The 12,997-nt window shown below is 51.1% G+C and carries 10 protein-coding genes; all 10 read right to left on the minus strand.

Annotation, left to right across the window (positions count from 1 at the left end):
- Positions 1-350 precede the first annotated feature (350 nt).
- Entirely contained in the window at positions 351-1,430 is a 1,080-nt protein-coding gene (rpoD, locus tag DSZ37_RS05135) for an RNA polymerase sigma factor RpoD (RefSeq protein ID WP_037298352.1), read from the minus strand.
- A 14-nt stretch (positions 1,431-1,444) separates the two neighbouring features.
- Positions 1,445-3,181, minus strand: coding sequence for a DNA primase (gene dnaG / locus DSZ37_RS05140; RefSeq protein WP_109725876.1), 1,737 nt, complete (start codon positions 3,179-3,181; stop codon positions 1,445-1,447).
- A gap of 7 nt (positions 3,182-3,188) precedes the next feature.
- The gene (locus tag DSZ37_RS05145) at positions 3,189-4,184 is read right to left on the minus strand and encodes a deoxyguanosinetriphosphate triphosphohydrolase (RefSeq protein ID WP_109725877.1); all 996 of its coding nucleotides are present in this window, start codon (positions 4,182-4,184) and stop codon (positions 3,189-3,191) included.
- 133 nt (positions 4,185-4,317) lie between these two features.
- A complete protein-coding gene (locus DSZ37_RS05150) occupies positions 4,318-4,965 on the minus strand; it encodes a YigZ family protein (RefSeq protein ID WP_109725878.1) in 648 nt (215 codons plus the stop codon).
- Positions 4,966-5,015: 50 nt separating this feature from the next.
- The gene (gene rpmE / locus DSZ37_RS05155) at positions 5,016-5,219 is read right to left on the minus strand and encodes a 50S ribosomal protein L31 (RefSeq protein WP_019678077.1); all 204 of its coding nucleotides are present in this window, start codon (positions 5,217-5,219) and stop codon (positions 5,016-5,018) included.
- 134 nt (positions 5,220-5,353) lie between these two features.
- Positions 5,354-7,027: a DUF6311 domain-containing protein gene (locus DSZ37_RS05160; protein ID WP_109725879.1), complete on the minus strand. Its 1,674-nt coding sequence runs from the start codon at positions 7,025-7,027 to the stop codon at positions 5,354-5,356.
- A 23-nt stretch (positions 7,028-7,050) separates the two neighbouring features.
- Complete coding sequence (locus DSZ37_RS05165; protein WP_109725880.1) at positions 7,051-7,521, minus strand: pyridoxamine 5'-phosphate oxidase family protein; 471 nt, start codon at positions 7,519-7,521, stop codon at positions 7,051-7,053.
- A 55-nt stretch (positions 7,522-7,576) separates the two neighbouring features.
- Positions 7,577-9,292 carry a phospho-sugar mutase gene (locus DSZ37_RS05170; RefSeq protein WP_109725881.1) on the minus strand — a complete coding sequence of 572 codons (1,716 nt, stop codon included), beginning with the start codon at positions 9,290-9,292 and terminating at the stop codon, positions 7,577-7,579.
- 298 nt (positions 9,293-9,590) lie between these two features.
- Positions 9,591-10,673, minus strand: coding sequence for a 6-phosphofructokinase (locus DSZ37_RS05175; protein ID WP_109725882.1), 1,083 nt, complete (start codon positions 10,671-10,673; stop codon positions 9,591-9,593).
- Positions 10,674-10,721: 48 nt separating this feature from the next.
- Positions 10,722-12,977: a putative bifunctional diguanylate cyclase/phosphodiesterase gene (locus DSZ37_RS05180; RefSeq protein WP_109725883.1), complete on the minus strand. Its 2,256-nt coding sequence runs from the start codon at positions 12,975-12,977 to the stop codon at positions 10,722-10,724.
- Positions 12,978-12,997: the final 20 nt, after the last annotated feature.

The following is a 12,997-nucleotide window of genomic DNA, read 5'->3' on the forward strand; positions in this document are numbered from 1 at the left end:
CAGTTTTATAGGTGATATTGAGGAAAACCCTTTTGAAAAAGGGTTCTTCCTCAAACTCCTTTCCTAAAACTTTCAGCATTAAATTTAGCCCCGACAGAGCGCGCCTCACAAAATGTGAAAATCAGTAATAATACCGAGAGCGCCCTGACGGGGCTAAATTCAGTTATAAAGTCTTTGGAAAAGGGGGTATGGGGTGACTCCCCACAGTGTGGGGAGATGTCACGCAGTGACAGAGGGGACCGCCTCCGTCAGAGGAAGAACCTTTCCTCAGAAAGGTTTTCTCCCCATAATTACGCATAAGCTGCTATATAAGCACCACGATTAAAGGCGGCTTTATGAGTGTTGTGCTATCAGTCGAGGAAGTCCTTGACCTTCTTGCTTCTGCTGGGGTGGCGGAGCTTTCTGAGGGCTTTTGCCTCGATCTGGCGTATACGCTCACGGGTAACGTCAAAGCGCTGACCTACCTCCTCAAGTGTACGGGACTTGCCGTCCTCAAGACCGAAACGCAGCTTGAGCACCTTTGCCTCACGGTCTGTAAGTGTGGAGAGTACCTCGTTGAGCTGCTCCTTCAGAAGTGTATGTGAAGCTGCCTCGGCAGGTGCGGGGGCGTCATCATCGGGGATGAAGTCGCCGAGATGGCTGTCCTCCTCCTCACCGATAGGAGTTTCAAGAGATACGGGGTCCTGAGCGACACGCATGATCTCGCGTACCTTATCCACAGGCATATTGAGCTTGTCCGCGATCTCCTCGGGGCTGGGGTCGTGGCCGTTCTCGTGGAGAAGCTGGCTGGACACCTTCTTTACCTTGGTGATGGTCTCTACCATGTGTACGGGGATACGGATGGTCCTTGCCTGATCGGCGATAGCACGGGTGATAGCCTGACGTATCCACCATGTTGCGTATGTGGAGAACTTGAAGCCCTTGGTATAGTCGAACTTTTCAACAGCCTTGATAAGTCCGAGATTTCCCTCCTGTATAAGGTCGAGGAACTGCATTCCTCTGCCCACATACTTCTTGGCGATTGATACTACCAGTCGGAGGTTTGCTTCCGAAAGACGCTTCTTAGCGTAGGGGTCGCCTTTTGCCATTCTCTGTGCCAGCTCGATCTCCTCCTCGGTTGTGAGAAGGGGAACTCGTCCGATCTCCTTGAGGTAGATCTTTACAGGGTCATCAATGGCGATACCCTCGGTGGAAAGTGCCATTTCAAGGTCGTCTGTCATATTTGAGTCGAGACCGATCTTCAGGTCGGCGTCAAGGTTCATGTCCTCGACGATCTCGATATTGAGGTTCTCACAGTTGTCATAGAAGGTATTGATCTGATCAACGTCAAAATCAAGCTCCTCCAGTGCATCGGTTATCTCCTTTGTGGTGAGCTTGCCGTTGGTCTTGCCCTGTTCCATCAGGGCTTCGATGGTGTTCTTCTTTTCCATAATCTTATATCCTCCTATTTGTTTTTGGAACGGAAAAGCTCAAGTAGCTCGTCGTTGCTAAGCTCTCCGTCAGCCGCGGGTCTGTTTTCTTTCAGCACCTTAGCGCAGTCCGCCACAACGTCCAGCGTTACGGCAACTTCGCGCTTTTTTGCTGCTATTCCGCTTATTCTTCCCATTTCCTCCGTGGAAAATTCGTCCGAGAGCAGGGAAATGGAGAACTTGTCGGAATTTTTCATGCGCTCCAGCAGCGCTCTGTACACCTTCTTGTTGAAGGCGGTCACGAAGCACTCTGCGGGAGCAAGCTTCTCAACGTCCTCGTATTCCTGAGGACGCATGAGAAGATAGCTTATTATAGTCTCCTCGGCGCGCGCCTGCTTCTTGTTGCTGACGGCGTCGGGGTTGATATCGTCGCGTATGTATGAGGTCTTTGCCTTTATATTGCGCCATTCATTCTTCTTGGCGCTGCTGCTGTTCTTCTTCAGCATGGCGTCTATGTGGGTCTTCAGCACTTGCACGGGGATATCGCACTTCTTTGACGTTCGGGAGATGTAGACCTCTCGCTCCAAGGGCGATTCTATGCCTGCAAGCACCTTTGAGGTCCGTTTCAGCAGCTCCACTCTGCCTATGTCCGTGGTAAGGTCGAGCCCCTCCTCGCACTTGTCCAGCATGAAGTCGTTTGCATCGTTGGAGCCGTCAAGGAGCATACGGAAGCGGTCTCTGCCGAACTTCTTTATGAACTCGTCGGGATCCTTGGCGCCCTCCATGTGGATTATCTTTGTACGAAGTCCCACATCGGCGAAGTGGTTTATGGCTTTCTGGGTCGCTTTTTGTCCCGCACCGTCGCTGTCGTAGGCAACTATGACCTCCTCGGCGTAATGGCTTATGAGCCGCGCCTGATCGGGGGTTATAGCGGTTCCCAGCGTGGCTACCACGTTGTCGAAGCCTGCCTGATTTACGGCAATGACGTCCATGTAGCCCTCGCAGAGTATCAGACGCTTGGCGTTTGAATTCTTGGCGAAGTTCATGGAGAAAAGGTTTGAGCCCTTGTCAAATACGGGAGTTTTTCCCGTGTTCAGGTACTTTGGCTGTGAGTCGTCAAGGACTCGTCCGCCGAAGCCTATTATATTGCCGCGAAGGTCAATTATAGGGAACATGACCCTCTTGCGGAACATATCGAATGTCCTGCCGTTCTTGCTGCCTGCCAGCCATGCGTCCACGATCTCATCATCGGTGTAGCCCTTGGAGCGGAGATGATCGGTGAGATCATTCCATGAGTCCGAGGCGTATCCGAGACCGTACTTTTTTATGGTCTGGGGAGTGAGCTTTCGGCTTGCGAAATACTGCAGCCCCGTCTTATCGGGTCCCTTGAACAGGTTGGTGTAGAAGTAGTTGGCGGCAAGGCGGTTCATCTCGTAGATACGGGTCTTGCGCTTTGCATAGCCGCTGTCCTTCTGTCCGTATTCGGGCACCTCCATGCCCGACCTCTGGGCGAGGAGCTTGACGGCTTCGGAAAAGTCCAGATTTTCGATCTTCATGGTGAAGGTGATAACGTCACCGCCTGCGCCGCAGCCGAAGCAGTAGAAGCTCTGGGTGTCGGTGAATATGGTGCAGGATGGGGTCTTTTCCGAGTGGAAGGGGCAGGAGCAGACGTAGTTCCGCCCTCGCCTTATCAGGTTCACATAGCCGCCCATGACCGTTTCTATGGGGTTGGCATTTCGCAGATTGTAGAGAAATTCATCGTTACGGGGCATAGTTCCCTCACTTCCAGAATTTCGGGACGAACAGCTCGGTGTACAGATCGACTGCATATTCGTCGCTCATACCCGAGATATAGTCGCAGACCGCTCTGTCTGCGTCGGTGTTTTTCATTATATTGCGGTACTCATCGGGCAGCTTGTCGCTGTGCTCGATGAAGTAGGCGTAAAGCTTTCTCACCAGCTGCTCAGCCTTACCCTCCTCCTGCTTTGCGGCAGGATTGGTGTAGACCTTCTCAAACATGAACCGCTTGAGGTCGTCGTGCGCCTTGCGGATATTTGGGGCAAAGTCTATATCCACCGCTCCGTGCTCTATGACGGAGGCGATGAGTGTGGTGATGCGCTGTGTCTTTGTTCTGCCCAGCGTTCTTACGCAGTCGCGGGGAAGGTCGTCATTGCTGAGTATCCCTGCGCGGATAGAGTCCTCGATATCGTGGTTTATGTAGGCGATGGTGTCAGCAAGTCGGACTATATTGCCCTCCTTGGTGTCCGCTGTCATGTTGGTATGGCAGAGTATGCCGTTGCGGACCGCGTGGGTGAGATTGAGTCCCTTGCCCTTTTTTTCCACTACCTCAACTACACGGAGACTTTGCTCGTAATGCTTGAAGCCGTGGGGGCAGATGTCGTTGAGGGTCTTCTCTCCGCAGTGACCGAAGGGGGAGTGTCCCAGATCGTGTCCCAAGGCGATAGCCTCGGTGAGATCCTCATTGAGGCGCATTCCGCGGGAAATAGTCCTCGCTATCTGCGCTACCTCAAGAGTATGGGTGAGACGTGTCCTGTAATGGTCGCCCACGGGTGAGAGGAATACCTGCGTTTTACGTTTCAGCCGGCGGAAGGAATTGCAGTGCAGTATGCGGTCGCGGTCACGCTGGAATTCCGTGCGGTAGGGGCACTTTTCCTCATAGCGGTCGCGCTTGGTGCCGACCTCGTCAACACTGGCACAGGCGTACTTGCTGAGAATGCCTGCTTCGCTGATCTCTATCTGTTCGCGGACTGTCATACTAACTCCTCCCTGACTGTTTATTGGCAAAAATGCAGTGAAAAACCGTGTACAGCGAAAATCTCCACTGTACACACGGACAGCCTTATAACTGTCTCTATAATACTTATACTAAAACGGGACAAAAAACCCTTTATTTTTCTTCGGAAATTTTTTTCACCGAGGAAAAATCCTCATAAAGCTCTCCGCAGTCCTCTATGGCGGCGGTGCCGTTTGTGGCTTCCGTAAGCTCTTTTTTCAATGCGTCGAGCCTTTCGGAGAGAACGAGTATATCAAGTGTTACATCGCTGCCGAAATCCGAATTCACCGTGATAGTGTCAAAATTGGGCAGGAGATATGATATCTTGCCGTACATACCGTAGTCTGCGGTTATTTTCAGACGATGGCAGAGACACATATCCATGATGTGTGCTGCATCGCAGGCAAGGGATGCAGCGTGGGAATAGGCTCGCACCAGTCCTCCGCCGCCCAGCAGTATTCCTCCGAAATAACGGGTGACTACCACGCAAACATCGGTGAGTCCGCGCTTTTTCAGTACGTCGAGCACGGGTACACCTGCGGTGCCCTGTGGCTCTCCGTCGTCTGAATATCGGGAAATATTGTCCTCGCGGAGTATGTAGGCGTATACGTTGTGACGCGCCTTGCGGTGCTCCGCCTTTATGGAGTTTATGAAGGCTACTGCCTCGTCGTTTGTCTTTACGGGGGCGATATAGCCGATGAACTCCGAACGCTTCTCAATGAACGAAGCCTTGGCATTTTCGGAAATTGTCAGATAGTTCATAAATACTTACCTATGTACGAAAAGCCCCGTCATTGACGGGGCCTTGTGACTTATTTGTCCATATTGAAACGCTTCTTGAATCTGTCAACGCGTCCGCCTGTATCAACAAGCTTCTGCTTACCAGTATAGAAAGGATGGCACTTTGAGCAGATTTCAACCTTGATGTTTTCCTTTGTAGACATAGTCTCGATCACGTTACCGCAGTGGCAGGTAATTGTGGTCTTCTTGAACTCAGGATGGATTCCCTCTTTCACGATTTTCACCTCTTTACAATAATTTGTAGATCGTGCAGCCCATCATTTCCTTTAGACAGTAGTGCCGAATATACATTACAGTAATTAATTATATCACACTGTCCCGTGTGTGTCAAGGGGTCCGTGATTTATTTTTATTTTTTAACTCTGCCGAAAATGTAGTCTCCGACATGATATACCTCGAAGTTGTCAAGGTTTTCGGGAACTGTCTCCTCCTTGAAGAATACATAGAGGGCGTCGGTGCGTCCGCTGCCCGAGGTCAGCATTTCGTACTGGTCGTCGGCGTACTTCGCTATGGAGTAAAAATCGGAACGGGCAAGATAGAAGCTGCTGAGCTTGATATCGCTTTCCGAGGCAAGTCTGCCAAGGTCGAAATAAAGCTGCATCTCGGTTCTGTAATCAGGCTCCAGCGGCAGAAATACTATTTCGCTGACGCCCTCCGAAAGCTTCTCCCAGTCCTGCGACGGGATGTTCTCGGGTATCTCCTTTACAGTGCCGTATGCTTCGTGGAGCTCGTATCTGTAATTGCGAAGGTCCATGTATTGCAGCCATGCACATATGACAAGTGCGGCGGCTGCGCCCTTTTTGTCGAGCTTTGATACCAGCCATAATGCCGTTGTCATCACTATCAGGCAGGGACACCATATAAATCTGCCCGTTGCTCTGAATATGGAAAGTCCGCCGATGATTACCCTCGGCAGGGGGACGTTTATGATAACCTTCTGGTTGAAGGCTACGGTGGTGGTCACTGCCCACATGAAGCTTACCATGAATACCAATGTGAAGGCTACCGCTTCAACGCGGTGTTTCTTTATGTATGCGGCGGCATTCTTTATGACGGAGCCGTTTTTTCTCTCAAGCCGCGTAATGGCTATAATTATGGCGAGGAAGCAGCATACCAGCATTCCAAGTCCCAGATAGCCGTAGCCCTCGCCCTGTCCCTGTGTGGTGTTCAGCTGGCGGAGGTACTTTGAGTGTCCCATGCTGTTGAAGAAGGTGTTGAGGTTGGATGAGTATATTCCGTAGCCGCCGTCTCTGTAACTGCTATTACCCTCAAATGCACCTATAACGTAGAGCGTCAGCAGTGAGAACACTGTTGAGGAAACAAAGGTGAGAATTGCTTTTAGGCGGTTTTTGTCCCTGAAATAGACAAGTATGATATAGCCTGCCATGACGAAGTACACCATGGGTATAAAGTAGATGTGGATAAGTGTTGCCGCCATGCAGGTCAGCGTCCACAGCGCTATGGGGGTGAAGCTGCGCTTGTACTTGCGGTCGTGATCCAGCGTCAGTATCATGGCTATCATTATGAGCCAGATGGCGCCGAGAGAGTTGTGGTGGGTTATTCGCGCTATGCTTGGGAAAAACATGGAATAGAACAGTGAGCCCACCGATGTGAAGAAGATGTTGTTCTTTATGCGGCTCAGCAGAAGCGCTCCGAAGCCGCCGTTAAGTGCGAAGCATACGACTCCCCAGATGCCGAAATACTGAAATGTCTCGGGCAGGATGGGGGAGAGGAGCTTGAAGAATATGGCGAACAGCGGCAGTGAATCGGTGTACATACATGATACTGCGCCGTCCGAGGTAAGACCGTCTGTCATGCAGATGGGGAATGTCCACGGTGTATGCCTGTAAAAGACCCAGCCAAGATGATGCTGTGTGGTGTCGTCGGGATGCTCGAATATCCAGCCCGTATTAGACGGAGAGATTATGGCTGTGCCGAATATCCAGATGAATACCAGCGCTCCCAGTACAGCTCCTATGGGGAATATTAGCCGTGAGGTGATGGTTTTCTGTTTTTCTGTCATTTGTTTTCTCCTGTTGTTCTTTTTTATCTGTGTGTTTTTGAGTAGCCGTTCTCTAATGTGCAGCTGCTGTCATAGCTGCTTATCTCATCGGAAGTCAGGTCTGCCTTGCCGTCAAAACGGTAGTATCTTCCGCTGTCGGCGGTGAATACTATCACGGAGTAGTCCTCGTCGTCTATGCCCTTGGGGTAATACTTCTCGTCGCCCTCGTTCCAGAGAAGCTCCTTGTGCTTTCTGTCACAGCTTATCTCGGCTTTTCCGTAAAGACATACGGCTTCAAAGCTGTCATCGTCGGAGAAGTAAAGGCAGGCGTTGCCGTTCTTCATGAGACTCTGAACGTGTGAGGAGCTTGTGTTGGTGGATATGAGGTGAGTTCCCAGTCCCTTGTGCCAGACGCAGAATACGCGGCGGATGCTCTGTCTGCCGTTTTCATCGGCATATCCGAGAGAGGCAAAGAGGGAGCGGTCTATAAGTGATCTTATTTCGCCATGTGTCATGATCTGCTCCTTATTACAGTAAAGGGCGGACTGAAGTCCGCCCCCCCCTTGTGTATTACTTCATGCTCTGTGTGAAGTCAGCGTAGATCTGCTGCTCGATGACTTCTGCCTCAGCTCTTGTAGGTGCCTTGGCTGTGATATATGTCTTGATCTTGGGCTCTGTTCCCGAGGGACGAACGATAGCCTTGCAGCCGCCCTCAAGATAGAATGCAAGTACGTTGGACTTGGGAAGTGTAAGCTCCTTGACCTCGCCTGTTGCGATGTTCTTGGAGGTGCTTGCCTTGTAGTCCTCGAAACGCTCTACCTTCAGTCCGCCGATAACTGTGGGATGATTCTCGCGGAGGCCTGTCATTATCTCCTCCATGTGCTTCATGCCGCTTTCACCATCGAACTCGAAGCTGTAAAGTGTCTGGAGGAACATTCCGTACTTCTTGTACAAATTCTCTCTTGCCTGCATGAGAGTGATGCCCTGTGTGCGGTAGTATGCTGCCATCTCGCAGATGAGCATTGACGCATCAACGGCGTCCTTGTCTCTTACATAGCTGCCCGAAAGATAGCCGTAGCTCTCCTCAAAGCCGAATATATAGCGGTTCTCCTCGCCCTTTGCTTCAAGGAAGCCGATCTGCTCACCGATGAACTTGAAGCCTGTGAGAACGTCGATTATCTTTACACCGTACTCCTTACCGATAAGGTTTACGATGTCTGTTGTTACAATGGTCTTGACCGCAATGGGGTCCTTGGGCATTGTGCCCTTCTTGATGCGCTGCTCGCAGATGTACTCGAGGAGCATTGCGCCCACCTCGTTGCCCGAGAACAGTGCGTAGCCGCCCTTGCCGTCGGGAACTGCGATACCTACACGGTCACAGTCGGGGTCTGTTGCAAGAAGAAGATCGGGCTGCACCTTGTCGCAGTAGCTGAGTCCTACCTGAAGTGCCTCGCGTATCTCGGGGTTCGGGTAGGGACAGGTGGTGAAGTTGCCGTCGGGGTTCTCCTGTTCCTTTACTACTGTAACGTCAGTGATTCCGATGCGCTTCAGTATCTCGCGGACAGGCTTGTTGCCTGTGCCGTTGAGGGGAGTGTATACAACCTTGAGTCCGCTGGTGGGACAGAGGTCTGTATTGATGCCCTCTGCAAGAACGTGCTTGTAGAAGTCCTCGATAACGTCCTCGCCGATGTATGAAATGTTGCCCTTGGCTAACTCTTCCTCAAAGTCGGAAGTCTTTACGCCTGTGAATACATCAAGGGAATTGATCTTCTCAAGGATGATCTCTGCGCCCCTGAGCGTGATCTGGCAGCCGTCCTCGCCGTATACCTTGTAGCCGTTATACTTTGCGGGATTGTGGCTTGCTGTTACCATGATTCCGCCCTGACACTTCAGTGCACGTACTGCCCATGAAAGGCAGGGAGTAGGCATAAGCTCTGAATATATATGTACCTTTATTCCGTTTGCTGCGAGTACCTCTGCGGCAGCCTTGGAGAACACATCACTCTTGATACGGCTGTCGTAGGAAATGGCTACGCTGGGGTTGTCGTACTCCTGATTGAGGTAGTCTGCAAAGCCCTGTGTAGCGCGTCTTACGGTGTATATATTCATGCGGTTTGTTCCTGCACCGATAACACCTCTCAGACCGCCTGTACCAAATTCCAGATCACGGTAAAATCTATCGTTTATAGCTTCGCTGTCGCCCTTTATCTTGTCGAGCTCAGCTTTAAGGTCGGGGTCTTCCTTGGCATTCTTGCACCAAAGGTCATAAAGTTCCATTTCTGACATTAATAATACCTCCTGAACAGATATATAGTTATTATAGCACATTTGGGAGGGTTTGGGAATAGCTTTTTTTAAAAAGATAAAAAATTTATGATTTAACAAGTTCATAATTAGAGGATATGGTCGATAAACTGGCGTTTTGCAAGTGACATATCATTTTTTAATAATTGTATTATGAAATGTATATATTACTTTGGGTATACGGCACATGGTGGTTTGCCATGCCATGCAACATGGCAGATCACTAAGCACTAATCACTAAATAATAACGCCCCGAAGCGCAATGCTTCGGGGCGGTGTATCAGTCGCCGAAGGATACTCCGATATCGCGTGCTGCGATAACGAGGTGGTTCTCGGTGTCTACGAATTTGGTCTTGCCGGCTATGTCCTCAAGCTTGTTTGAGGTTATCTTGTTGCCTATCTTGGCTACTGTTCTGCCGTAGCGCTCCTTGGCGATGAGATACGCTGCGTGTACGCCGAACTGGGTGGAGAGCACTCTGTCGTATGCACTGGGAGCTCCGCCTCTCAGCATATGTCCGGGTACACATACTCTTGCTTCGAGTCCTGTGTTGGACTGTATCTGAGCGGCAATGCGGTTTGTGGCTGTGAGTATCCCTGCCTCGGCACGCTTCTTTGCGCGCTCCTTCTTCTTCATCTTTGCCTCATTGATGTCAAATGCGCCCTCTGCTACGGCAACTATTGAGAATGTCTTGCCGCTGGCACTTCTTGCCATTACTGCGTCGCATATCTTGTCGATATCATAGGGGATCTCGGGGATAATGATGACATCAGCTCCGCCTGCGATACCTGCGTTGAGGGTCAGCCAGCCTGCCTTGTTGCCCATTATCTCGCAGAGAAGAACTCGCGAGTGGCTTGCGGCTGTGGTATGGAGTCGGTCAAGGACATCGGTTGCTATGTCAACTGCCGTATGGAAGCCGAATGTTACGTCCGTGCCGTAGATATCGTTGTCGATGGTCTTTGGGAGTCCTATTACGTTGAGTCCCTCGTCCGACAGCAGCTTGGAGGTCTTATGTGTGCCGTTTCCGCCGAGGGTCAGAAGGCAGTCCAGCTTCTGCTTCTTGTAGGTCTCCTTCATGTTCTTGACCTTGTCGATATTGTCCTCGCCGATGACCTGCATCATCTTGAAGGGCTGGCGCTTTGTGCCGAAGATAGTTCCGCCCTGTGTCAGTATTCCCGAAAAGGCTGAGGGGGACATATCCTTGCAGAGATTGTTGATAAGTCCGTAGTAGCCGTTGGAGATGCCTACTATCTCCACATTGTCCTCGCCGAAACGCTCGTAGCAAGCCTTTGCCACGCCTCTGATGGTCGCGTTGAGTCCCGGGCAGTCGCCGCCGCTGGTGAGGATTCCTATTCGTCTTTTCATGTTTATGACCTCCGTTTGCTTTATGATATGAAGTTCATACTGAACTTATTATCTCTTTTTCTGGGAAATCTCCCTTTTTTCGTCCATGTCGAAGTACTCCTGTATCTTCTCGGGAGGCATGGGCTTTCCGTAGAGGTAGCCCTGTGCGTAGTCACAGCCTGCCATCCTGAGTATGGACTCCTGCACGTTGTTCTCGATGCCCTCTGCGATAGTCTCTATCTTCTTGGACTTGGCTATGCGTATTACCGCAGATACTATCTCATAGGCAATGTTGTCGTGCTCTATGTCGGTGATGAACGAGCGGTCCAGCTTCAGCAGGGTGATGGGGAGTATCTGGAGATAGCTCAGTGAGGAGTATCCCGTTCCGAAATCGTCCATCGCCAGCTTTACTCCAAGGTCGCGGAGCTTGTTCATCTGGTCGACTGCAAAGTCTATATCGCTGAGAGCAAGGGTCTCGGTAAGCTCTACCTCAAGCCACTGAGGGTCAAGTCCCGATCTTGCCAGCGCCTCGAACACCTTGTCCTTCAGGTCGGTCTGATAGAAGTCGGATGAGGCAAAGTTTATCGACATCACTATGCTGGGATAGCCCATCTTCTGCCAGAGCTTGTTCTGACGGCAGCCTTCGTTGAGTACGAATTCGCTTATGCGTCCGATGAGGTGTGAGCTCTCGGCGATGGGTACGAATGCATCGGGCTTTACTATGGTACCGTCGGGTTTTATCCAGCGGATAAGCGCCTCTACGCCCATTATCTTACCTGTTCCCAGGTCTATCTTGGGCTGATAGAACAGCTGGAGCTCGTTGTTGTCTATGGCGAGTGCCAGAGACTTCTCAAGCTCGGTATTGCCGATGATGGAGTCATGCATACTGGGCTCATAGCCGCAGACGCTTCCCTGTGTGCCGTCACTGGACTTCAGTGCGAACTCGGCGTGCTCCATTACGTCGAGGAATGAGCTGCCGTCCTCGGGCATTTTCGAGTAGCCTGCCGAGCAGGTAAGGCTGATGGAAGCAAGCTCCTCAACTGCAAGCTTCGCAAATTCTTCCTGAATGGACTTTACTGTCCTTGTGGGCATTTCGTCGTCGCCGTAGTCTCTCAGCAGGAGAGCGAAATTGTCGCCGCTTATTCTTGCTGCAAGTCCTCCCGGAGTTACGAATTTATAGAGGATGTGCGCGAAATTCTTCAGCACATAGTTTCCGTTGTTGTATCCGATGGTGTCGTTGATGATATGGAAGCGGTCGATGTCAAGGACTATCATCCAGAAGGAGTAGCCGAGGACCTTACATGAGTCGTATATCTCCTGACCTGTGCCCACCAGCTTGTTGCGGTTTGCGATGTCGGTTACCTCGTCGATGTAAGCCAGTCTCTCAATAAGGACGTCCTTTTCGTGCTCCTGAGTTACGTCGATCACGGCTCCTCCGAACAGTGGCAGGGTATTGCCTGTTCCTGCAATGGATTTGAAGCGGTAAGAGTACCAGCGGTATGAGCCGTCTGCGCTCCTCAGCCTGATCTCGATGTTCTTTATCTCGGAGAGGTCCTCGCTGCGGACTGCTCCGTCAAACTGTATCCTGTCGTTGGGGTGTACCAGCGAGCGGAACTCGTTGATGTTTATGGTTCCCGTTTTCAGTCCCAGCATTCGCATGAGCTCGGGAGATGCGCGGAATATCTTTCTGTCGGTGCTCATGATGAGTCCGATCTCGGCAAGCTCCATTGAGGAGTGGAAGAAGTCGTTGGCACTGGCGAGGTTGACCCTCATCTTCTTCAGCTCGGTGAGGTTGAAGCCTGTGCTCAGGTATACCGACTGCTTGCGGTACTTCTTTACGGGGGAGGTGCTCCATGCGATGGAGACAAGAGTGCCCTTGGGATTGCGGAAGCTGGACTCGTAGGAGTTGCTGCCCGCTATCTTCATCAGTGCGGACTCGTCGGGGCTGTTGATGCCGAATGCGGTCCATACCGCCTCCTTCTTGTCGGAACGGTCGGCAGTTATGCCGAGGAGGTCGCGGAGCTTCTTATTTATGAACACATAGGAGAAGTTGTCCGACCAGATTATCATCTCGGTGTTCAGGTCCTCGATTATCTTGGTGATGTCCTTCTCGTCGATGGATGTTCTTTTGCTCTTATATATATAAGTAGAGAGGGCGAGTATCAGCGTAGCGCATACAATGGTGCATAAATATATGATAAGCGTTTCCGTTGCGTACTGCGGTCTCATGATGCAGTATCCTATGACAAGCGAGCTTGCGGCAACTATGATCAGTGCAGCTGCAAGCGGATTGAAGTGTCTCTTTATATTGGGTCTTTTTTTCATAGAAACCGCCTCCCTTCATA

This window comes from Ruminococcus flavefaciens, from assembly GCF_900116855.1.
In the GTDB taxonomy this organism is placed as follows: Bacteria; Bacillota; Clostridia; order Oscillospirales; family Ruminococcaceae; genus Ruminococcus; species Ruminococcus flavefaciens_R.

Excerpts from the sequence above, each read along its gene's own strand:
- DSZ37_RS05145 (WP_109725877.1), bottom strand. The coding sequence starts at position 4,184 with ATGACAGTCCGCGAACAGATAGAGATCAGCGAAGCAGGCATTCTCAGC.
- DSZ37_RS05180 (WP_109725883.1), bottom strand. The coding sequence starts at position 12,977 with ATGAAAAAAAGACCCAATATAAAGAGACACTTCAATCCGCTTGCAGCT.
- DSZ37_RS05160 (WP_109725879.1), bottom strand. The coding sequence starts at position 7,027 with ATGACAGAAAAACAGAAAACCATCACCTCACGGCTAATATTCCCCATA.
- dnaG (WP_109725876.1), bottom strand. The coding sequence starts at position 3,181 with ATGCCCCGTAACGATGAATTTCTCTACAATCTGCGAAATGCCAACCCC.
- DSZ37_RS05170 (WP_109725881.1), bottom strand. The coding sequence starts at position 9,292 with ATGTCAGAAATGGAACTTTATGACCTTTGGTGCAAGAATGCCAAGGAA.
- DSZ37_RS05165 (WP_109725880.1), bottom strand. The coding sequence starts at position 7,521 with ATGACACATGGCGAAATAAGATCACTTATAGACCGCTCCCTCTTTGCC.
- rpoD (WP_037298352.1), bottom strand. The coding sequence starts at position 1,430 with ATGGAAAAGAAGAACACCATCGAAGCCCTGATGGAACAGGGCAAGACC.
- DSZ37_RS05175 (WP_109725882.1), bottom strand. The coding sequence starts at position 10,673 with ATGAAAAGACGAATAGGAATCCTCACCAGCGGCGGCGACTGCCCGGGA.
- DSZ37_RS05150 (WP_109725878.1), bottom strand. The coding sequence starts at position 4,965 with ATGAACTATCTGACAATTTCCGAAAATGCCAAGGCTTCGTTCATTGAG.